Here is a 22,133-nt window from a genome sequence, read left to right as displayed (position 1 = left end):
GAATCGTAATCTGCCGCCCGCCCGTTACGTGGTGCTATGCCCAGACCCGCTGATCACCTGGTGCAGAACCGGTCCGATGACGGCCGGTGCCGGGTCGGCGAGCATGAGCTGATGTGTGGTGGCGACGGGGTGATCGACGATGACCCCGCTGATGTGGTGCCGCCACCGCGAAGCGGCGCCACGGTCCACGCCGCCGGTGTCCATGGCCGTGAAATAGGTGAGTGATCCGTCGAACCGGTCCGGGACGAGTTCGGTCACCAGCGCGACCGAACGCAGCGCGCCCCGGTACATCGCCACGAAATCGTCCCGTGAGATCGGCAGGTCGGCCGCGAGGGTGGTGTGCAGAGCGGCCACGGCTTCGTCGCCGAGGTCGGCCAGGTCGTCGGTCGAGGGGAGCTTGCCGTCGGGGATGCCCAGGTCGAGCAGGGCATGACGCAGTTCGGCGCGGAAGTCGGTGAGGTCGGCGCCCGGCACACTGTCGAGCATGGTCAGCGAGGCCACCGGCTGGCCCGCTGCCTGCAGTCGGGTGGCGACGGCGTGGGCGAGCACACCGCCGAGCGACCAGCCGAGCAGCCGGTACGGGCCGTGCGGTTGGACGGCGCGGATTTCGGACACATAGCGGTCGATCAGTTCGTCGGCCGAGCCGGGCCGGAAGCCGGGTTCGCTGAGGGCGGGAGACTGGACCCCGATCACCGGCCGGTCTGCGGGCAGGTACGGGACCAGCGACGAATACGCCCAGGCCAACCCGGATACCGGATGCAGGCAGAACAAAGGTTCCGCGCTCACCGGGCCGCCGACCCGCGTGCCGCCACGGGCGGCGTCGTTCAGGGGCAGGACGACCGACAGCGCGGCCGTCAGATCCTGCTGTCCCGAACCGCCGAGACGTTCGGCGAGGCCGCCCACGGTGGGGTCGGCGAAGAACGCGGCGACCGTGAGCGCGGTTCCGGTGCGTTCGTGCAGGCGGTGGACCACGCGGGTGGCGAGCAGGGAGTTGCCGCCGAGGGCGAAGAAGTCGTCGTCGAGGCCGGGGTCGCCGACACCGAGCACCTCGGTGAAGACCTCGGCGACCGCGATCTCGTCGCCGCTTTCCGGCGCCCGGTACCGGCGCGGTTCGATGACCGGTGCGGGCAGGGCAGCGCGGTCGAGCTTGCCGTTGGCATTGAGCGGCAGCCGATCGAGGACGACGAACGCCGACGGCACCATGTACGACGGAAGCACCTGCGACACCGCGTTTCTGGCGACGGTCGCGGTGAGTTCGGCGCCGGGGGCCGGCACCACATAGGCCACCAGCCGGTCACCGAGCCGCGGGTCGGTGGTGGCGAGCACCGCGGCCTGGGCCACCTGCGGCGCCGCGAGCAGGGCCGATTCGATGTCGCCGAGTTCGATGCGGAAGCCGCGGATCTTCACCTGGAAGTCGGTGCGGCCCCGGTAGTCGAGTTCGCCGACCGCGTTCCAGGCGACCAGGTCACCGGTGCGGTACATGCGGGCGCCCGGTTCGAAGGGGTTGGCGACGAAGCGGTCGGCGGTGAGGTCGGGGCGGGCGAAGTAGCCTCGGGCGAGCTGGTCGCCTGCCAGGTACAACTCGCCTGCTACGCCCGGGGACACCGGCCGCAGGCGGGCGTCGAGCACATAGACGCGGCTGTTCCATTCAGGCGCGCCGATCGGCACCGTGGTGCGGTCGGCGGCGGTGACGCGGTGGTCGGTGATCGACACCGCCGCCTCGGTCGGCCCGTACAGGTTGTGCAGGGCGGCGTCGGTGGCGGCGAGAAAACGCTGAGCCGTGTCGGCCGGGAGGGCTTCGCCGATGGCGAGCACGCGGCGCAGCGAAACCGGAAGTGCGCCCGCGCATTGGGTGAGCAGCGCGTCGAGCATGGACGGGACCACATGCAGCGTGCTCACCTGCTGATCGGTGAGCACCCGCAGCAGGTAGGCGGGGTCGCGGTGCCCGTCGGGTGCGGCGATCACCAGTGTGCCGCCGCTCACGGCGGTGGTCCAGAACTCCCAGACGGAGAGGTCGAAGGTGGCGGCGGTCTTCAGCAGCACGGAGTCGTCGCCGGTGAGGCCGAAACGCTCGGTCTTCCACAGCAATTGGTTGACGATGGCGCCGTGCGGCACCGCGACACCCTTGGGCTTGCCGGTGGACCCGGAGGTGAAGATGACGTAGGCCGTGTTCTCCGGCCGCAGGTAACCCCGCCGCTCACGTGCCTCGATCGGTCCAGCCGGATACCCGGCGAGGTCGAGTGTGTCGATCGCCACGGCATCGCCGAAACCCTCACGCGCGGTGGTCAATACGCACACCGGTGCGGCGGTGTCGAGAACGTGGCGCACCCGGTCGGCGGGCTGATCGGGATCGAGCGGGACATAGGCCGCGCCCGCCTGAGCCACCGCGTACATGGCGACGACGAGATCCACGGACCGCCGGATGGCGAGCGCCACCCGGTCCTCCACACCGACACCCTGCGAAATCAGGTGCCGCGCAAGCTGATTCACCCTTGTCGCGAACTCGCGGTAGGTCGCCTCGGCCCCGTCGGGAGCGACCAGCGCCACCCGATCGGGATGTGCGGCGACCGTCTCGTCGAACAGCGCGGGCAGTGTGGTCGACGGGCAGACATGCCGGGTGTCGTTCCAGTCGTGCAGGATTCGTGTTCGCTCGTCCTCGGACAGGAGCTCGATCTCGCCGACGGGACGCCGCGGGTCGGCGGCGATTCCCGCGAGTACCCGTGCGAACCGGTCGGCGTATGTCCGCGCGGTCTCGGGCTCGAAAAGATCGGTGGCGTAGGTGAGTACACCGTTGATGCCCTGGGCCGCACCTTCGCTGTCGTAGGCGTCGGCGACGATGGCGTGCAGGTCGAACTGCGAGACCGCCAGGTCCACATCCACGCCTTCGACGTCGGTCTCCCCCAGCTCGAGCCCGGTGCGGGTGAGGTTCTGGAAGGACAGGCCCACCTGGAACAGCGGGTGCCGCGCAGTGGAGCGAGCCGGATTGATCGCCTCGACGAGTCGTTCGAACGGCAGGTCGGCGTGGGCGAAAACCTGCAGGTCCGTTTCCCGTTGCCGCGCGAGCAGATCGGTGAACGGTTCACCGGCGTTCAGAGTGGTGCGGAAGACGAGGGTGTTGACGAACATGCCGATGAGGTCGTCGAGCGCGGCCTCACCACGACCGGCGATGGGGGTCCCGATGGCCAGGTCATCGGTACCGGCCAGCCTGCCGAGAGTCACGGCGAGCGCGGCGTGCACAACCATGAACAGGGTGGCGCCCTGCGCACGGGCCAGGGCGAGCAGCGCGCGGTGGGTGTCGGCGTCGATCTCGATCGGCACCCGGCCACCGGCCAGCGACTGGACGGCGGGACGCGGGTGGTCGGTGGGCAGGTCGAGCTGGTCGGGCAGCCCGGCCAGGGCCGTGCGCCAGTAGTCGAGCTGGGCCGAGGCCAGCGAATCCGGGTCGTCCTCGCCGCCGAGCAGCTCGCGCTGCCACAGCGCGTAGTCGGCGTACTGCACGGGCAGGGGCGCCCAGTCCGGTGCCGTACCCGCCGAGCGGGCACCGTAGGCCAGCATCAGATCGCGGCTGAGCGGGGCGAGCGAGCTACCGTCCCCGGCGATGTGATGCACGACGACCGCGAGCACCGATTCCTCGGGACCGAGCTGGAACAGCGCGACCCGCAGCGGCACCTGACTGCGCACATCGAAACCGTGGGAGCCGAGTTCCCGCATGGCCGCCGGCAATTCGGCGGCCGTCAGGGTGCGCACCTCGAGCCGGGGCGTCGCCTCCGACGGGTCGAGGATCCGCTGCACCGGCCCGTCGTCGGTCTCGGGGTAGACGGTGCGCAGGGTTTCGTGCCTGGCCACCAGGTCGGCGACGGCCGCGTCGAGCCCGGCCACGTCGATGGCGCCGGTGAGCCGCACCGCCATCGGGATGTTGTAGGCCACCGACTGCGGATCGAACTGGTTGAGGAACCACATCCGCTGCTGGGCCAGCGACAGCGGGATCCGGTCGGGCCGCTCGCGGGCCACCAGCGCCGGACGCGCACCGGCACCGGCGGATTCGGCGAGCCGACGCGCCAGGGCCTCCACCGTCGGCGCCTCGAACAGCAGCCGCACCGGGAATTCGGTGTCGAGGGCGGCGCCGAGCCGGGCCGCGACCTGAGTGGCCAGCAGCGAGTTGCCGCCGAGGGCGAAGAAGTCGTCGTCGAGGCCGAGTTGGGTGTCGGCGTCGAGTACCTGGGCGAAGGTGCCTGCCACGATCTGCTCGATCGGGGTGACGGGCGGGCGGAATGCGGCGTGCTCGAGCACCGGCACGGGCAGCGCCCGGCGGTCCAGCTTGCCCACGGGGGTGAGCGGGATGGTGTCGAGTTCCATCAGCACGGTCGGCACCATGTGCGCGGGCAGGCTGCGTTCGGCGAACGCGGTGAGCTCGGCGGTGTCGACGACGCCGCCCGGGGCGGCGTGCACGTAGGAAACGAGAATAGTCGCGCCGCTGTCGAGTTCGTGGCCGACAGTAGCGGCGAAGTCGAGACTCTCGTGCGCGGAGAGCACGGCGTCGATCTCGCCGAGCTCGATCCGGAAACCACGAATCTTCACCTGGAAGTCGTTGCGCCCCACGTACTCCAGGGCACCGTCGGTGGTCCAGCGGACCAGGTCGCCGGTGCGGTAGAGCCGGGAACCGGCGGGCTCGAACGGGTTCGGCACGAAACGCGACGCGGTGAGCCCCGGCCGCGCGTGGTAACCGCGGGTGAGCTGGGCGCCGGTGATGTACAGCTCGCCGGTGACACCGGGCGGCACCGGGCCGAGCCGGTCGTCGAGCACGTATTCGGCCACACCGGCCAGCGGTCCGCCGATGGTGAGCGGATCACCCGGTTTCAGCGGCACACTGATATTGGTGACGATGGTGGTCTCGGTCGGCCCGTACACATTGTGGAACTGCCGCAGACTGCCGTCGGCCAGCGGAATCGCCCAGCGCCGCAGCAGATCCGGCGGACACGCCTCGCCACCCACCGCGACCACCCGGAAGTCGTCGAGACCGGCCGGGTCGATCGAGGCGAGCGCGGCCGGGGTGATGAAGGCGTGACTCACCCGCTCCCGGCGCAGCAGCGCGGCCAGTTCGTCACCGCCGAACACACTCGGATCGACGATCACCATGGTCGCGCCCGCACCGACGGCGAGCAGCAGTTCGAGAATGGAAGCGTCGAACGACGGTGAGGCGAAATGCAGTGTCCGCGAATGCGCTTCGACCCCGTAGTGCTTGCGCTGTTCGGCACTGAAGCCGGCGAGCCCGGCCTGCGACACCGCCACACCCTTGGGCAGACCCGTCGAACCCGAGGTGTAGATGACGTAGGCGAGGTCCTCGGCGCGGATCTGGCGCACCCGGTCGGCATTGGTGATCGGCACACCGGAGAACTCGTCGAGCCGGGCCACCGTCGCCGCGTCGTCGATGGCCAGCCACTGGACCTGGGCGGGCAGCCGCTCGGCCGCGCTCGCGACGGTCAGACCGAACACCGCTCCGGAATCGGTGACCATGTGCGCCACCCGGTCCGGCGGGTAGTTCGGGTCGACGGGCACGAAACCGGCACCGGTCTTGGCCACCGCCCACACCGCGAGTACCGACTCGATCGAGCGCGGAATCCCCAGGGCCACCAGGTCACCCGCGCCGATCCCGCGCGCGATGAGCAGGCGCGCGATGCGGCTGGACCGCTCGTCGAGCTCGGCGTAGGTGAGGCTACCGAGGGTGCGGGTGGCATCGGCCAGCACCACGGCGACACCGTCGGGAGCGGTCTCCACGGCGGTGGCCAGCAGCTGCGGCAGCGCGGTCACCCGGGCGCGGCGTGTGCGCACCGGGCGTGTGCGTACCGGTCGTGTCATCGCGAATCCACCTCATCCGTCACCGAAACTGCCTCGGTCATGGTTTCAGACCGCGGCGGCGCTCAGCTCGGCGAGTACCAGGACCACCTCGGCTCGGCCCGCGTCGCCGGGCGCCGCGTCGTCGGCGATCACCGCGCGCAGATCCTCGAGCTCGCCCGTGTCCACCGCGTCCAGACCGGCCCGGTCACCGAACAGGTGGCTCACCCATTCCTCGGCGAGCGCCGCCGACGGATCGCCGGTGACCAGCACCATCGACGCGCCCGCCACACCGGCCGCGACCGGTTCGACGACGGCCGCGAAGGTGTCGGTCGCGGTGGCGAAGGTCCGTGATTCGAAGGTGAGCTCTGCCTCGGTACGCACCCGCGAGCCCGCCGTAGCGAGGTCGTCGTAGCTGCGCACGCCCTCGGCGCCGACGAAGGCCGGGTCGCTGCCGCGCAGGGCGCGGGTGCGATCGGCGTAGGTCACCGGGCGGGCCGACCGCGTGGACAGTTCGGTGCGCACGGCGGGATCGTCGAGCACCACCCAGTCGAGCTCCGACGAGGGTGCCGTGCCGGTGGTGATGCCGATCTTGGCCGTCGGCTCGGCCGCCGTCTCCCGCGAGAACGGCACGATCGCCGCACCCGCCTTGAGCACCGCCCACACCGCGACGGCCCAGTCGGCGCCACGCGGCAGATCAAGGGCCACACCGGAACCCGGTCCGAAGCCACGCCCGATCAGCAAGCGTGCCAGGCGCGAGGAGCGGGCGTCGAGCTGTTCGAAACCGAGCTGCTCGTCGCCCCAGACCAGCGCCGGGCCTTCCGGGTCGTCCTCGGCGGCGGCGGTGAACGCCTGGGTGAGCGTGGTTCCGCCGGTCGCCGTGGTCGGCGCGGGCGCCTGGGCGGCCCCTGCGAGCAAGCGGGCGCGTTCGCTCTCGTCGAGGATGTCGATGTCGCCCACGCGGACCTGCGGGTCGGCGGCCACCGCCGTGAGGATGCGAGCGAAGCGCGTGCCGATGGAACGAACGGTCGCCTCGTCGAACAGGTCGGTGGCGTAGTTGAACAGGGCGACCAGCTCACCGGGCGCGCCTTCGTCGGTGTAGCGCGGCTCCACGTCGACCTGCAGGTCGAACTTGGCCGACACCCCGGTGTCGAGCGCGGCGACGGTGAGGCCGGGCAGTTCGAGTGCGGCGGTCTCGTTGTTGCTGAAGGTCAGGGCCACCTGGAACAGCGGGTTGTGGGCGCTGCCCTTGCCCGGCGCCACCACCTCGACGACCCGCTCGAACGGCAGATCGGCATTGGCGAACGCGCCGAGATCGGTCTCGCGGGCCAGGTCGACGGCCTCGTCGAACGAACCGGCCGGGTCGAGGGCGGTGCGCAGCGTGAGCGTGTTGACGAACATGCCGACCAGCTCGTCGAGCGCCCGCTCACCACGACCGGCGACGGCGGTGCCGATCGCGATGTCGGTGCTGCCCGACAGCCGGGCGAGCAACACGGCCAGCGCCGCGTGCACAACCATGAACAGCGACGACTTGTGCTCGCGCGCAAGATGATTCAGCTGCTCGTGCACCTCGGCCGGCAATCGCAGCTCGGTGGTCGCACCGCGCAGGCTCGGCACGGAGGGACGCGGACGGTCCTGCGGCAGCTCCAGCAGCGGCGGCATCCCGGCCAGCTGGCCGCGCCAGTAGTCGAGCTGGGCGGCGGCCACCGAACCCGGCTCGTCGTCGGCGCCGACCACTTCGCGCTGCCAGAGCGCGAAGTCCGCGTACTGCACCGGCAGCGGGGTCCACGCCGGGCTCTGCCCACCCGTGCGGGCGACATAGGCGGTGATCAGGTCGCGCGCCAGCGGGGCGAGCGAGGCACCGTCGGCGGAGATGTGGTGCACCACGAACACCAGCAGCGAATCCGACGATCCGTCGGTGAGCAGCCGCGTCCGCACGGGCACCTCACGGGTGACGTCGAAACCGGCGCTCGCGAGTTCGGCGACCCGGCCGAGCGCGTCGTCGGTGGTCTCCACGACCAGACCGTCGGGCAGCACCTCGGCGACCGCGACGATCTCCTGGTAGGCGCCGTCGCCGTCGGCGGCGGGGAAACGGGTGCGCAGCGACTCGTGCCTGCCGAGCACATCGGCGATGGCGGCGTCGAGCGCGGCCACATCGAGGCCCCCGGTGAGGCGGAGCGCGAAGGGCAGGTTGTAGGCACCCGAGGCGGGGTCGACCTGGTTGAGCACCCACATGCGCTGCTGCGCCAGCGACAGCGGAATCCGCTGCGGGCGCGCGGCGGGGACGAGGGCGGGCCGTGCGCCGGAACCGCTCGCGCTGATCCGGGCGGCCAGCGCGGTCACCGTCGGGGCCTCGAAGAGGTCGCGGATGCTGATGTCGGCGTCGAGCGCCTCGTTGATCCTGGCGATCGCACGGGTGGCCAGCAGCGAGTTGCCGCCGAGCGCGAAGTAGTCGTCATCGGCGCCGACTCGGGCCATGCCGAGCAGTTCGGCGTAGACGCCCGCCACGATCTCCTCGGTGGGCGTGGCCGGTGCCCGGAACTCGCCCGCGGTGAAGGTGGGGGCGGGCAGCGCCTTGCGGTCGAGTTTGCCGCTGGGGTTGAGCGGCAGTTCGTCGAGCGCGACCAGCGCGGCCGGAACCATGTAAGAGGGCAGCGTCTCACCGATGGCGGCCAGCAGCGGTGCCGGTTCGATCGTGGCGCCCGGCTTCGGCACCGCGTAGGCCACGAGCTGTTCTCCCGCAGGCGAATCCGCGACAATCGCCACGGCCTGGCTCACGGCGGGCCGGCCGAGCAGCGCGGTCTCGATCTCGCCGAGTTCGATGCGCTGACCACGGAACTTCACCTGGAAGTCGGTGCGGCCCAGGTATTCCAGCGTGCCACGGCCGTCTGGCTGCGTGCGCCAGACCACCAGGTCGCCGGTGCGGTACATGCGCGCGTTCGCACCGAAGGGATTGGCGACGAAGCGGTCTGCGGTGAGGTCCGGCCTGGCGACATACCCGCGCGCGAGCTGATCACCGGCGAGGTAGAGCTCGCCGACGACACCCGCGGGAACCGGACGCAGCCGCGAATCCAGCACGTACACCTGGGTATTCCACTCCGGCACACCGATCGGCACCGAGCCGCGGCCCGGGTCGTCGGCGGGCCAGTAGGTCACCGAGACGGCGGCCTCGGTGGGCCCGTACAGGTTGTGCACGCGGGCGTCCGAGACCGCGCGCACGGCGGCGACGGTCTCCGGCGGCAGCGCCTCACCGATCGCGAACACATCGCGCAGGGTGGGAATGCTGCCCGGCGCGGTGTGCGCGGCGAAGACGGTGAGCATCGACGGCACGAAGTCGGTCATCGTGACGCGTTGCGCCGCAATGGTTTCGGCGATGTAGGCCGGGTCGCGGTGCCCGTCGTGGGTGGCGACGACCAGCTTCGCGCCGGTGCGCAGCGGCATGAAGTAGCCCCACAGCGACACGTCGAAGGTGGTCGCGGTCTTCTGCAGGTACACATCGCCGGGGCCGAGCGGGTATTCGGCGAGCATCCAGGCGATCTGGTTCTCGATCGCCGCGTGCGACACCGCGACACCCTTGGGCCTGCCGGTGGAACCGGAGGTGAAGATGACGTAGGCGGGGTGCTGCGGCAGGACCGGGCGCGCCAGCTCGGACGCGGTCAGCGGTTCGGCCGAGAAGTTCTGCAGCGCAACGGTATCTATTGCGATCACCGGGGTTCCGGCAGGCACCTCGACCGCGTCGGCGGTGGTGGTGAGCACGCACACCGGCTGCGCGGTGTCGAGAATGTGGGCGATGCGCTCGGCGGGGTGGTCCGGGTCGAGCGGCACGTACGCGCCACCGGCCGTGACGATGGCGTACATGCCGACCACCAAATCGAGCGAACGCCGAACCGCCAGCGCCACATACGATTCCGGTCCGACGCCGTCGGCGACAAGCTTGCGCGCCAAACGGTTCACCCGCTCGTCGAACTCCCGGTATGTCAGTTCGGCGCCCTCGTAGGCGAGCGCGACCGCATCGGGGTGTTCGGCCACCGCACGGCGGTAACCGTCGAGCAGCAGCGCGGGCGCCAGCTCGTGACGGGTGTCGTTCCAGCCCAGCAGGATTCGATCCAGCTCGGCCTGCTCCATCAGCTCGTGCCCGCCGAGCGGGGCCGCCGGGTCGGCGACGACGGCGGTGAGCAGCCGGACGAACCGGGCGGCGATACCTTCCACGGTTGCCGCGTCGAACAGGTCGGTCGCATAGGTCAGGCCGACCGCGATGCCGTGCGGTACGCCGTGGCGATCGGTGTCCTCGACCATCTCGAACTGCAGGTCGAACTTGGCGAACGGGATGCTGAGGTCCACCCCGCTGACGGTCATCCCCGGCAGCTCGAGCGCGGTGCGCGCCATGTTCTGGAAGGCGAGCATCACCTGGAACAGCGGGTGCCGCGCGGTGGAACGGGCCGGATCGAGCAGCTCGACCAGCCGCTCGAACGGCACGTCGGCGTGGCCGAACGCGGCCACATCGGTGGCGCGGGCCTGGGCGAGCAGTTCCTCGAAGCCCATCGCCGGATCCACCTCGGTGCGCAGCACGAGGGTGTTGACGAACATGCCGATGAGGTCGTCGAGGGCGGCGTCACCACGGCCCGCCACCGGCGTGCCGATCGCGATATCGGTGCTGCCCGACAGCCGCGCGAGCAGCGCCGACAGCGCCGCGTGCACCACCATGAACAGCGTCGAGTTGTGGGCGTGCGCGAGCTTGTCCAGCCCGGCGTGCACGTCGGCGGGGATGCGGAAGTCGAAGGTGGCGCCACGGTAGGTGGCGACCGAGGGGCGCGGCCGGTCGGCGGGGAGGGCGAGCTGATCGGGCAGGCCGGCGAGTTGGGTGCGCCAGTAGCCGATCTGCTGCGCCAGCACCGACTCCGGATCGTCCTCGGTGCCGAGCACGGCGCGCTGCCACAGCGTGAAGTCGGCGTATTGCACACGCAGCGGCGGCAATTGGGGTTCGGACCCCGCGCTGCGCTGCACATAGGCGGTCATCAGGTCGCGGGTGAGCGGGCCCATCGACACACCGTCACCGGCGATGTGGTGGACCACGCAGATCAGCACATGCTCCTGCGCGGTGAGCCGGAGCAACCGCAGCCGGATCGGCGGCGCGAGCGACACATCGAAGCCGACACCGACGGTCTCGGCGACGAGCCCGGGCACCTGCTCCTCGGTGACCTGCTCGCAGGCCATCTCCGGCACCGCGCGCGGATCGGACACCGGCAGAATCAGCTGCTGACCGGCGCCGTCGACCTGCGGGTACATGGTGCGCAGCACCTCGTGCCTGGTCACCAGGTCGCGTACCGCCGCGCGCAGGGCGTCGACGTCGAGCGCGCCCGACAGCCGCACCGCGATGGGCATGTTGTTCACGGCACTGGCCGGATCGAACCGGTTCAGGAACCACATCCGCTGCTGCGCGAACGACAGCGGAATGATCTCGGGCCGCTCCTGGGGCAGGAGTTCCTGGCCGGAGCCGGTGCCGATGTGGCGTTCCACCCGTTCGGCCAGCGCCGACACGGTGCTCGCCTCGAACAGCACCTGCACCGGCACCCTGGTGTCGAGCGCGGCGCCGATGCGGGTGGCCGCCTGGGCGGCGAGCAGCGAGTTGCCGCCGAGTTCGAAGAAGTCGTCGTCGGCGCCGACCCGGATCTCCTCGTCGCCACCGGTGGTGAGCAGGGCGGCGAAGACGTCGGCGACGATCTCCTCGACCGGGGTGGACGGTGCGCGGAACTCGCGCGCGGCGAACACCGGTTCCGGCAGGGCGTTGCGGTCGAGCTTGCCAACCGGGGTGAGCGGGATCCGGTCGAGCACCATGATGGCGGCCGGAATCATATAGCCGGGCAACGACTCCGAGAGGAACGCGTCGACGGCGGGGATGTCGAGGGTGGCGCCCGCGCGCGGCAGCACATACGACACCAGCGCGGTGACGCCCGAGGGCAGTGTCTTGCCGAGGGTGGCCGCGAAGTCGATGTCGGGGTGCGCGGTGAGGGCGTTGTCGATCTCGCCGAGCTCGATGCGGAAGCCGCGGATCTTCACCTGGAAGTCCGAGCGGCCCATGTATTCGATGACACCGTCACCGGATTCGCTGCGGCGCACCAGGTCGCCGGTGCGGTACAGCCGGGCGGTGGCGTCGCCCGCCTGCGCGCCGAACGGGCTCGCGACGAAACGCTCCGCGGTCAGCGCGGGCCGGTTCAGATAGCCCTGCGCCAGCGCGGGACCGGACAGGTACAGCTCGCCGATCACCCCGGCGGGCACCGGTCGCAGCCGCGAATCGAGCACGAACGCACCGATTCCGGCGATGGCCGAACCGATCGTCACCGGGGCGGCGGGATCCATCGGCGAGGTGCTGGTGGCGAGGATCGTCGCCTCGGTCGGGCCGTAACCGTTGTAGAAGCGGCGATCACCGACGGCCCAGCGGCCGACCAATTCCGGGCCGAACTTGTCACCCGCGACCACGACGACCTTCAGATCGCCGAGATCGGCCGCCTCCACCGATTCCAGCGCACCGGGTGTGATGAGCATGTGCGACACCCGCTCGCGGCGCAGCAGGTCGGCCAGTTCGAAGCCGCCGAACACCTGCGGCGGCGCGATCACCAGGGTGGCGCCCGCCGAGAACGCCAGCAGCAGCTCGAGCACCGACACGTCGAAGTTCGGCGAGCACACGTGCAGCACGCGCGAGTCGGCGGTGACGCCGTAGTGCTCGCGTTCGGCGGCGACCAGCGGGGCGAGGCCGGTGTGGGTGACCACGACGCCCTTGGGCTTGCCGGTGGAGCCGGAGGTGTAGATCAGGTACGCCGGATGACGCTCGTCGAGCGTGCGGACGCGGTCGGCGTAGGACACCGGGTGCGCGGGCTGGGCGGCGATCCGTTCGGCGGTCGCGGAGTCGTCGAGCTCGAGCCACGGCAGTGTGGTGCCGAGGACCGCGCGGTGCGCGGTGGTGGTGAGGCCGAGGACCGCACCGGAGTCGGACAGGATGTGGGCGATGCGGTCGGCCGGGTAGTTCGGGTCGACCGGCACGTAGGCGGCGCCGGTCTTGGCGATGGCCCACACCGCGAGCACCGATTCGATGCTGCGGGCGATGCCGATGGCGACCACGTCGCCGGGGCCGATGCCGCGCCCGATCAGTTCCCGCGCCAGCTGGGCCGACCGCTGGTCGAACTCCGAATAGGTGAGCTCGCGCTGATCGGCGGGCTCGCCGGTGGGATTGAACCGGACTGCCACCCGATCGGCCGACGACTCGACAGCGGCGGTCAGCAACTGCCCGAAAGTCGGACTGCTCGACCGGCGACGGCGGTTACCGCGGGCAGAACGACGGGCAGTTTCCATGCGGGATCATTCACCTCTCATCGAGCCTGACGCGCGGCCACAACCGCACCGTGCAGATCGGGCCATCATATCGACCGTCCACACACATACCGGGATCGCGCCGGTAGCCCCCAGAATCTCGGGCCCAGAGGAGTATCGGCGCAGGCTTTGTCACTGTTGCCCGTTCAACGGCAAAGTGACGGGGCTCATACGAACCACCGTCACTCGATCGTGCCTGTTTGCGGGCGATATCCGCTCAGTGAGCCGACGGGCCCCATTCCATCGGAACGCCCTTGGAAGCCAGGTACGGCAGCGGGTCGATCTTGGCGCCGCCCTGATCCCAGATCTCGAGGTGCAGGTGCGGGCCGGTGGACTGGCCGCGGTTGCCGACGGTCGCGATGACCTGGCCCGCGTTCACCCGCTGACCCTCGCTGACGAGCATGTCGTTGACGTGGCCGTAGACCGCGGTGGTGCCGTCGTCCTGCAGCACCCGCACCCACAGGCCGAAGCCCGAGGCCGGGCCCGCCTCGACGACGGTGCCGCTCATGACGGAGTGGATCGGGGCGCCGAGGTTGTCGGCGAAATCGATGCCGCTGTGCATGGCGCCCCAGCGGGCGCCGAAGCCGGAGCTGATGGGACCGGCGACCGGGCGGGCGGCCTGCGGCGGCGCGACCTGGTGCTGGATGCCCTGCAGGATGTCTTCGACCTGCGCCAGTGGGCCGGAGATCTCCGGGGGCAGGTTGCCGATACCGAACGGGGCGGCCACCGGAGCGGCGATGGGGGCGGCGACGGCCTGCACCGGCGCGGGCGCCTCGACGTGGGAGGCGACTTCCTGCGCGGCGACGAGGTTCACGTCTTCGCGGGCCGACTCCGGAACGACGGATTCCTCGACGTCGTCCTGGGTGGTCGGCAGCAGCGGGGCGGCGTAGGCGATGGCGGGGACGACCTGCGCGGCGGTCCCGACCAGGGCGCCCGCGGCGACCGCGGCACCGGCGGCGGCCCGCACCCGCTCGGTGCGCGAGGGCGCGGCGCGGTGCCGGCTGGGGCGTCCGGCGCCACCGTCGGCCAGCAGGGCCTTGACGGAGATCGAATCGGGGCCCATACGGTGCTGCGACAAGGTTTCGTCCTAGCGTCCGGCGACAATGACGGTACGAAGCCGATCTCGCGATCGACCTGGGATCTCTCCCGATGCCGGACTATGTGTAACGGTTCGGCATCCGTCGTGATGTGAACTGTACCGCGCCGTGATCATTCCGCAACCTTCGGTGGCAAAATCCCAGGTGAATCGGGTGTTGATTGGTAACGAGCCCAGGTTCGAGGCGTGTTACAGACGGTGTCGCGGGGGCTGGACACCGGTTCGCCGGGCCACACTCTTGGCATGGTGATCGAGAGCTTGCGCGTCCCCGTCGTCGCCGCGCCCATGGCGGGCGGCCCGTCCACTCCCGAATTGGTGGCCGCGGTGTCGGCCGCGGGCGGATTCGGACAGCTGGCCGCCGGGTACCTCGGCACCGAGGCGGTGGCCGCGCAGATCGCCGCCATCAGGACGCTCACCCCGGGACCGTTCGGCGTGAACCTCTTCGCGCCTGGCCCGGTCGCCGATCCAGCCTCCTACGCGGGCTACCTGGCCGAACTCGGGATCGAGTTTCCGCTCGGCACACCCAAGCACGACACCGACGGGTGGGCCGACAAGCTCGACCTGCTGGTCGAGGAGCCGGTCGCGGTGGTGTCGACCACCTTCGGCTGCCCCACCGCGGTGGAGGTGGACCGGTTGCACGCCGTCGGCTCCGAGGTCTGGGTGACGGTGACCTCGCCCGCCGAGGCCACCATCGCGCTCGACGCGGGCGCCGACGCACTGATCGCCCAGGGGGCCGAGGCGGGCGGGCACCGCGCGTGCTTCCTCGACGATCCGGCCGACGACCCGATCGACCCCCTCGGCCTGCTCGCCCTGCTGCAACTGCTCACCGCCGCCACCGATCGTCCGATCGTCGCCGCGGGTGGCATCGCGACCGGCGCGGCGGTCGCGGCGGTTCTCGCCGCGGGCGCACGGGCGGCGCAGGTCGGCACGGCCCTGCTGCGCTGCCCGGAAGCCGGAACCAACGCGGTGCACCGTGGCGCGATCGGCTCCCCCGAACCGACCATGCTCACCCGCGCCTTCACCGGTCGGCGTGCGCGCGGCATCCGCAACGGGTTCCTCACCGACCACACCGCGGGAGCACCCGCCGCCTATCCTGAAATCCATTACGCCACTTCGCCTTTGCGCGCCGAGGGCCGGGCTGCGGGCAACCCGGATCAGGTGAATCTGTGGGCCGGGCAAGCACATTCGCTCAGCCCCGAGCAACCAGCGGGCGAACTGGTCACCGCCCTGTGGTCGGATGCGAAATCCTCGCTGCGCCGCGCCCTTTCGGACTGAACCCCGCTTATCGACAACGGATTTCGTTTACACTCGGCCGGGCATCGCATTCCACCGAAACACTTCGAGCAGGAGGAGAGCGCCATGTCCCTCGATGTTCCCGCCGCCTTACTTGAACGCGCCGAACAGGGCGATATCGACGACGCGGAATTCGTCGACTGTGTCCGCCAGTCGCTGCCCTATGCCTGGGAAGTGGTGAGCCGGGTCGCCGATGACCTACGTTCGGGCACCGACGAATACGCCGACAACCGGGTCCCGCCGCCGGACGAGGCGGCCCGCGGCCAGCTGCTGCGTGCCCTTGCCTCCGACGCCATCCGCGGTGGCCTGGAACGCCACTTCGGGGTCAAGTTGGCCTTCCAGAACTGCCACCGGGTCGCGGCCTTCCCGCTCTCGGCGGTCGGCGGGGAAACCTACACCCGCTACATCAGCCCACGCGCCCAGCTCTTGAACCAGAGTCCCGAGCTCCGTAACTGCTGAATCTTCGGCGGCCGGCGCCGCGGGTCTTGCTCCGAGAAGGGGCTTGGACGGCAGAAAGGGCGGGCGTGGAAGCGATTCCGCGCCCGCCCTTTCGTCGTTCTAGACCGTGACGACCTCGAGCTCGCCCTCGGCGTACTGGGCGCGCAGACGCTTCTTGTCGAATTTGCCGACGCTGGTCTTGGGCACCTCCGCGATGAAGGTCCAGCGCTCCGGGAGCTGCCACTTGGCGAACTTGTCGGCCAGGAAGTCACGCAGCTCGGTGGCCTCGGCGGCGGCACCCTCGGCCAACACGATGGCGACCAGCGGGCGCTCGTCCCACTTCTCGTCCGGCACGCCGATCACGGCCGCCTCCGCGACGGCGGGGTGGCCCATCACCGCGTTCTCCAGGTCGACCGAGGAGATCCACTCGCCGCCGGACTTGATGACGTCCTTGGAACGGTCGACCAGGGTCAGGTAGCCGTTGGGGCTGATCTTGCCGACATCGCCGGTGCGCAGCCAGCCGTCGTCGAACTTGTCCGGGTCGACCTCGGCGCCGGTGGGCGAGTAGTAGGAGCCGGTGATCCAGGCACCACGCACCTCGAGCTCACCGAGGGACTCACCGTCGTTGGGGACGACCTTGCCGTCGTCACCGACGAGGCGGGCCTCCACGTTGGCCGGGAAGCGGCCCTGGGTGTAGCGGTACTCCCAGGCCTCGTCGCCCTCCACGCCGGCGGGCGGGTGCGCGACGCTGCCCAGCGGCGAGGTCTCGGTCATGCCCCAGGCGTGCAGAATGCGCACACCGTGCTTCTCCTCGAAGGCACGCATCATCGACGGGGGAACCGCCGAACCACCGACGACAGCCGTGCGCAGGTGCGAGATGTCCTGCGGCGCGGCCGCCAGCGCGGCGAGCACACCACCCCAGATGGTCGGCACCGCGGCGGCGAAGCTCGGCTTCTCGGCGGCCATCATCTCCAGCAGCGGCGCGGGCTGCAGGAAACGGTCCGGCATCAGGATGTTGGCGCCCGACATCAGCGCCGCGTACGGCAGGCCCCACGCGTTGGCGTGGAACAGCGGAACGATCGCGAGCACGTAGTCGCCGCCGTGGAAACCCATGCCGTTGGGCGAGTTCACCTGCATGGCGTGCAGCCAGTTGGAGCGGTGCGAGTAGACGACACCCTTGGGGTCGCCGGTGGTGCCCGAGGTGTAACACATCGCGGCGGCCGAACGCTCGTCGACGACGGGGAAGTCGAACTCGGCGGACTGGCTGTCGAGCAGCTCACGGTAGGAATGCACCTGCACGCCCTCGGGCGCGGTGAGCGCGGCCGGGTCACCGTTGGCGACGATCACGTGCTTGACCGTCTTCAGGTTCGGCAGGTACTGGGCGAACAGCGGAACCAGCGTGCCGTCGACGATCACCACCTGGTCCTCGGCGTGATTGGCGACGAACACCAGCTGCTCCGGGAACAGCCGGATGTTGAGCGCGTGCAGGACGGCGCCCATCGCGGGGACCGCGATGTAGGCGGTCATGTGCTCGTTGTTGTTCCACATGAAGGTGCCGACCCGGTCGCCCTCTTCGATGCCGAGCCCGCGCAGCGCGTTGGCCAGCCGGGCGGAATCCGCGCCGAGCTCGCGGTAGGTCATGGTGCGAACACCGTCGCCGGTCCAGGTGGACACAGTGGAGTCGCCTTGGAAAGTGGCGGCATAGTTGAGCAGTTTCGCCAGCGAGAGCTGGTCGTCCTGCATTGTGCTCAGCATCGGTGCTCCTTCGAATCCCTCGCCGCGGAATGATCCACGTCACACGGGATGTTACCGAAAGGTTTGGCCTGGGCAACGGTTCTCCCCGCCAAGATTCCGGCGGACACATTGTCGGCGCGAACCGTTCGACGGGCCCCGCCGTAATGTGACGGCCATGGCTGTTGACCGCATGTTGCCCACCGAAGAAGCGCGCGATCTGATCGAGCTGACCCGTGAGATCGCCGACAAAGTGCTCGAGCCGCGCGTTGCCGAGAGCGAGAAGACCGGGGTCTTTCCCGAGGGCGTTTTCCCCGCCCTCGGCGCGGCCGGACTGCTCAGCCTGCCCTACCCCGAGGAGTTCGGTGGCGGCGCGCAGCCGTACGAGGTTTACCTGCAGGTGCTCGAGGAGCTGGCGAGCCGGTGGGCGGCGGTCGCGGTGGCGGTGAGCGTGCACGGGTTGTCGTGCCATCCCTTGTTCACCTACGGCACCGACGAACAGAAACAGCAGTGGCTGGCCGGAATGCTCTCGGGCGAAACCATCGGCGCCTACAGCCTTTCCGAGTCGCACGCCGGTTCCGACGCGGCCGCGCTGCGCTGCCGCGCGACCCCCGTCGACGGCGGTTACCGGATCACCGGAACCAAGGCCTGGATCACCAACGGTGGCCGCGCCGACTTCTACACCTTGTTCGCGCGCACCGGCGAAGGCTCGCGCGGCATTTCGTGCTTCCTCGTGCCCGCGGGCACCGAGGGTCTGAGCTTCGGCAAGCCCGAGGAGAAGATGGGTCTGCGCGGCATCCCGACCACCACCGCCGCCTACGACGACGTGTTCATGCCCGCCGAACGCCGCATCGGCGAAGAGGGGCAAGGACTTTCGATCGCCTTCAGCGCCCTCGACGCGGGCCGCCTCGGCATCGCCGCCGTCGCCACGGGCGTCGCCCAGCGCGCGCTCGACGAGGCCGTCGCCTACGCCAAGGAGCGAGAAGCGTTCGGCCGCAAGATCATCGACCACCAGGGCCTCGGCTTCGTGCTCGCCGACATGGCCGCCGCCGTCGACACCGCCCGCGCCACCTATCTCGACGCCGCCCGCCGCCGCGACGCCGGGCTGCCCTATTCGCGTCAGGCCAGCGTCGCCAAACTCGCCGCCACCGATGCCGCGATGAAGGTGACCACCGACGCCGTCCAGGTGTTCGGCGGCTACGGCTACACCCAGGACTTCCCCGTGGAGCGCTACATGCGCGAGGCGAAGGTGATGCAGATCTTCGAGGGAACCAATCAGATCCAGCGCCTGGTGATCGCCCGCCATCTCGCCGGGTGAGCAATTCGGCAACGCGCTGATCAACAACGGTCAGCGCGTTCGCCGCAACCGGTCAGTAAACTGGACGGCATCTCGACACCTCGACGAAATGAGGCGTGCGATGCTGTGGTGGCTGGTGTTGATCGTGGTGGTATCGGTGGGCGCCCTGCTGTACCTGCGCGCCGAGCAGAACAAGCGGATCGCCCGCGAATTCGACGAGGCGCGAGCCGAGGCCAGGGTGGGCATCGAACGCCTCGGCGGCCAGGTCTACGCCCTCACTCCGCGCAACGAAGCCGCCCACCAGGCCCTCGCCGACGCCGCCGAACGCCACACCGCCGCCACCGCCCAGCTCGACCGTGCGCGCTCACCCCACCAGGCCGACCTCGCTCGCCGCACCGCGCTCGAAGGCCTCTATTACGTCCGCGCCGCCCGGCAGGCGATGAACATGGACCCCGGCGATCCGATCCCCGCCCTCGACGGCCAGGACATCGCGGGCCGCGTCGAACAACCTCGAACCATCGACTACAACGGCCGCCGCATCACCGCCTCCCCCCACCCCTCCCCTACCACCGGCCACTACTACCCCGGCGGCCGAGTCGCCGGCCGCCCCGTCCCCGCGGGCTGGTACTCCGAACCCTGGTGGAAACCCGCCCTCCTCGCCGGCGCCTGGGGAGCCGGCTCGGTCCTGTTGTTCTCGGCCCTGTTCGCCGGCATGCACGGCATCGGCTACGACGCCGAAGCTTTCGAAGACGGCACCGGACAAGCCGCCACCCCCACCCCCACAGACCTCACCGACCCCGGCTACGACACCGGCACCTACCCCGCCTTCTGACCGAGCCCCACACCCCCCACCCACCCCTCGCGTTATACTCACCTCGGCCCGCCGAGCGAGCCCCCCGCCTTCGTAGCTCAGGGGATAGAGCACCGCTCTCCTAAAGCGGGTGTCGCAGGTTCGAATCCTGCCGAGGGCACAACCCTTCACCTGCATTTCCAGGTGAAGGGCTGGTTTCAGTATCGCAGGTTCGACCCACCACGGTCCTGCGCCCAATTCACCAGCGCGCCCACCGCCTTGGCCAGCGCAGCGTTACTTCGCCTTCTGCACACCGACGTACCGAAGGTGGGGGACACTGTGATCCCGCCACACACCGCGTCCACCATATCCTCCGATCGTCATTCGCCTGTTCGAGGTCCACCCCGCAGTACCAGCCGAGCACCGGCATGCCGGTGTGCCCGAGTCCGGGTGTTCGCCGCCACCGTGGGCCCAGCGTAGGGATTCGATCAGCGGCAGTCGATGTACTCGAGGTAGGCCCGGCCGACGATGTGGCGGCCCAGATAGGTGCCGGTGTAGTCGTAGGTACCGACGAACCCGGCACCGAGGCCATAGGAGTAGTCGCCGCCGGACGTGCCGACGATGGTGATCAAGTCCCGGCCATCGTCGTCGAGTACCCGCCACGACAACGCCTGTGGCAGACGCATCGCGCGGCCGTCGGGGGTGCGCCGCGGCTGGGGTTCGTAAGCGCTGACATGGAAGTCGAACCCCCGGGTGAACACACCACCGTAGCTGTCGAGCGAGCGCAGGTAGACCGCCTTCTGGATGGGGAACCCCCAGGGTCCGAGGACCTGGACCAACAGCGCCTGCGTGCGATCGTCGATGTTGAGTACATGGTAGGTGAAGAACTTCGCCGGCAGCTTGGGCCGCGTCGACGCCAGCATGCTGTGGGTACCGACGCCGGTGGCGTATTCCACGGTGCACAACCCGTTGACGTCGATCCGGTCGCCGCGGTGATCGATATGGCCGCGGTAGGTCGACAGCAGGCTCCAATGCCGATACATACCGGGGATGTTCGCGAAATGGGCCACCTTGTCGGTGGCCTCGATCTGGAGTTCGACGGTGACGTCGGGATGGGTCCTGCGCACGGTGAAGTGTGGGTAGGTGCCCGCGATATCGAGTTCATCGCCGAACCGCAGACGGCTCCCGTCCGGGGTGAATTCGCAGTCGCGGGCGATACTGTGCGCCAGGAATTGACCGTCGATCATGGACGCCGTCGCCGATGAGGTGTAGACGGTGTCGGACGGTGTGGTCGAGATGGCGTGATCGTTGGCGAAAACCGTCACCCCGGGCGTGCCGAGGATCGCCATGACGCCGAATGACCGGTGTGGCTCTGGAAGATTGGGCACCATGACCCCGTAATGGACCCAGTTCCGCAGCCGCCCCGACGGCGGGCTCATGGGTCGGGCGGAATCGAACGGAGAACCGTTCACCCGGCCGGTTCGATTCACCAGACCTACCAACCGCTGCGCCATTCGTTGCGCGTCGACCATCGTTCGCTCTCCATCCCCTCGGCCCGGTTACCCAGCCATAGTCGAAAGTGATATCAGTGCGGCCCGCGTATCAGCGAGCGGCAGCGGTGAGTGCCGCGACCAGGCGGCGACTGCGGGCGCTCATCTGTGCCGCGGTCTGGTCCGGATGACGCAGCCACCACAGAACCAGCGAGGTGACCGTGCCCATCCAGATATCGGTGAGCGCGGAGAGGTCATCTGGGTCGGCGAGGTCGACGGCGCCCAGGACACCCGCCACGCCGCGGGCAGCCTGCGCCGCGATGCGGCGTCGCGCCCTGCGGGCGGCGTCGGCGGCGGGACCTTCCTCGGGGTGGGAGCGGTCGAACACGACCGTCCAGTCGTGTGGACGCGGTTCGAGCACGACGAAGATCGCGTCGAGGGTTCGCTGCGCCATCAGCAGGTCGTTGCCTGCGGTGATCGCCGATTCGATCGCGTCGCACAAGATGGCCTCAGCCCGCTCCACGCACGCGACATAAATAAGATCCTTGGACTGAAAATAGGTGTACACCAGCGGTTTCGACACCCCCGCACGTTGCGCGACGTCGGCCAGCGAGAGACCGGCATAGCCGGTGCGGCCGATCTCGGCCACCGCGGCATCGAGGATCAACTGCTCGCGCCGCGCGCGGGGGACACCCTTGGTTCCGGCTGTGCTCACCCCACCATCCAATCATCTCCGGTCGGCCACTTGACGTTGAATTTACTTTTTTGTAAATTACCATAGCGTCTACATAAGGAGTCGGC

General features: G+C 69.8%; 10 protein-coding genes and 1 tRNA gene. 5 read left to right on the top strand and 6 right to left on the bottom strand.

Annotated features, from left to right (window positions below; all coding sequences use genetic code 11):
• Window positions 1-24 precede the first annotated feature (24 nt).
• The 3 genes from NI2_RS19395 to NI2_RS19385 form a co-directional block, all read right to left on the bottom strand.
• On the bottom strand, window positions 25-5,829 hold the full coding sequence (locus tag NI2_RS19395; RefSeq protein ID WP_067492597.1) for a non-ribosomal peptide synthetase: 5,805 nt from the start codon (window positions 5,827-5,829) through the stop codon (window positions 25-27).
• A 72-nt stretch (window positions 5,830-5,901) separates the two neighbouring features.
• Complete coding sequence (locus NI2_RS19390; RefSeq protein WP_067492549.1) at window positions 5,902-13,179, bottom strand: non-ribosomal peptide synthetase; 7,278 nt, start codon at window positions 13,177-13,179, stop codon at window positions 5,902-5,904.
• 235 nt (window positions 13,180-13,414) lie between these two features.
• Window positions 13,415-14,275: a M23 family metallopeptidase gene (locus NI2_RS19385; protein ID WP_225281822.1), complete on the bottom strand. Its 861-nt coding sequence runs from the start codon at window positions 14,273-14,275 to the stop codon at window positions 13,415-13,417.
• Window positions 14,276-14,536: 261 nt separating this feature from the next.
• Between NI2_RS19385 and NI2_RS19380 the strand changes: the two genes are divergently transcribed.
• On the top strand, window positions 14,537-15,568 hold the full coding sequence (locus NI2_RS19380) for a nitronate monooxygenase (protein WP_174552220.1): 1,032 nt from the start codon (window positions 14,537-14,539) through the stop codon (window positions 15,566-15,568).
• An 84-nt stretch (window positions 15,569-15,652) separates the two neighbouring features.
• Complete coding sequence (locus NI2_RS19375; RefSeq protein ID WP_067492545.1) at window positions 15,653-16,045, top strand: SCO5389 family protein; 393 nt, start codon at window positions 15,653-15,655, stop codon at window positions 16,043-16,045.
• Window positions 16,046-16,144: 99 nt separating this feature from the next.
• On the opposite strand, the gene NI2_RS19370 is transcribed toward NI2_RS19375, so the two are convergent.
• Window positions 16,145-17,779 (bottom strand): long-chain fatty acid--CoA ligase, encoded by a 1,635-nt coding sequence (locus NI2_RS19370; RefSeq protein WP_067492543.1) that lies wholly within the window; start codon window positions 17,777-17,779, stop codon window positions 16,145-16,147.
• A gap of 154 nt (window positions 17,780-17,933) precedes the next feature.
• Here NI2_RS19370 and NI2_RS19365 point away from each other — a divergent pair, with 154 nt between their 5' ends.
• The 3 genes from NI2_RS19365 (at window position 17,934) to NI2_RS19355 (ending at window position 20,023) form a co-directional block, all read left to right on the top strand.
• A complete protein-coding gene (locus NI2_RS19365) occupies window positions 17,934-19,073 on the top strand; it encodes an acyl-CoA dehydrogenase family protein (protein WP_067492540.1) in 1,140 nt (379 codons plus the stop codon).
• Between the two features lie 100 nt (window positions 19,074-19,173).
• Window positions 19,174-19,884 (top strand): DUF1542 domain-containing protein, encoded by a 711-nt coding sequence (locus NI2_RS19360; RefSeq protein ID WP_174552219.1) that lies wholly within the window; start codon window positions 19,174-19,176, stop codon window positions 19,882-19,884.
• A gap of 66 nt (window positions 19,885-19,950) precedes the next feature.
• Window positions 19,951-20,023: transfer RNA gene (locus tag NI2_RS19355), tRNA-Arg, on the top strand.
• A gap of 307 nt (window positions 20,024-20,330) precedes the next feature.
• Here the strand turns inward: NI2_RS19355 and NI2_RS19350 are convergent.
• Together NI2_RS19350 and NI2_RS19345 are read right to left on the bottom strand one after the other, a co-directional pair.
• Complete coding sequence (locus tag NI2_RS19350) at window positions 20,331-21,191, bottom strand: DUF6670 family protein (RefSeq protein WP_133733956.1); 861 nt, start codon at window positions 21,189-21,191, stop codon at window positions 20,331-20,333.
• A gap of 253 nt (window positions 21,192-21,444) precedes the next feature.
• The gene (locus NI2_RS19345; protein WP_067492536.1) at window positions 21,445-22,047 is read right to left on the bottom strand and encodes a TetR/AcrR family transcriptional regulator; all 603 of its coding nucleotides are present in this window, start codon (window positions 22,045-22,047) and stop codon (window positions 21,445-21,447) included.
• Window positions 22,048-22,133 lie beyond the last annotated feature (86 nt).

The organism is Nocardia ignorata NBRC 108230 (genome assembly GCF_001612905.1).
In the GTDB taxonomy this organism is placed as follows: domain Bacteria; phylum Actinomycetota; class Actinomycetes; order Mycobacteriales; family Mycobacteriaceae; genus Nocardia; species Nocardia ignorata.
This window is presented reverse-complemented; position numbering and strand designations above follow the sequence as displayed.

Excerpts from the sequence above, each read along its gene's own strand:
- NI2_RS19390 (WP_067492549.1), bottom strand. The coding sequence starts at position 13,179 with ATGGAAACTGCCCGTCGTTCTGCCCGCGGTAACCGCCGTCGCCGGTCG.
- NI2_RS19380 (WP_174552220.1), top strand. The coding sequence starts at position 14,537 with ATGGTGATCGAGAGCTTGCGCGTCCCCGTCGTCGCCGCGCCCATGGCG.
- NI2_RS19375 (WP_067492545.1), top strand. The coding sequence starts at position 15,653 with ATGTCCCTCGATGTTCCCGCCGCCTTACTTGAACGCGCCGAACAGGGC.
- NI2_RS19370 (WP_067492543.1), bottom strand. The coding sequence starts at position 17,779 with ATGCTGAGCACAATGCAGGACGACCAGCTCTCGCTGGCGAAACTGCTC.
- NI2_RS19365 (WP_067492540.1), top strand. The coding sequence starts at position 17,934 with ATGGCTGTTGACCGCATGTTGCCCACCGAAGAAGCGCGCGATCTGATC.
- NI2_RS19360 (WP_174552219.1), top strand. The coding sequence starts at position 19,174 with ATGCTGTGGTGGCTGGTGTTGATCGTGGTGGTATCGGTGGGCGCCCTG.
- NI2_RS19350 (WP_133733956.1), bottom strand. The coding sequence starts at position 21,191 with ATGGCGATCCTCGGCACGCCCGGGGTGACGGTTTTCGCCAACGATCAC.